Genomic DNA, 287 nt, shown 5'->3' with positions numbered 1-287 from the left:
AGCTGGGCGGCTTCCTGCTGCGCCGGGGCCGGTACGCGGAGGCCGCCGAGGTGCTGGAGTCCGCGCTGGCCGACCTGGACGCCGAGACGCACGGCGACGCGCTGGTGGTGCAGGCCCGCTGGTGGCTCGGGGACTGCCTGGGCGAGCTGGGCGAGCACCGGGCCGCCGCCGAACAGCGGCTCCGGGCGGCCGACCTGGCCCGGCACTGGCCCGAGCAGCAGGACCACGCCACCCTCGCCCACCTCGCGGCCGAGTCGCTGGGCAGCGCGGGGCTGGACGAGGAGGCG

At 78.7% G+C, this 287-nt stretch carries 1 protein-coding gene; it reads left to right on the top strand.

Going from position 1 to position 287, the window contains the following annotated elements:
• Positions 1-287: tetratricopeptide repeat protein (locus IE312_RS39665; protein ID WP_229899588.1), on the top strand; the 287-nt coding region annotated here is incomplete at both ends.

Source organism: Streptomyces capoamus (assembly GCF_014654935.1).
GTDB classification, from domain to species: domain Bacteria; phylum Actinomycetota; class Actinomycetes; order Streptomycetales; family Streptomycetaceae; genus Streptomyces; species Streptomyces capoamus.
Note: the sequence above shows the minus strand (reverse complement) of the source record. Positions and strands in the feature narration are given on the sequence as shown.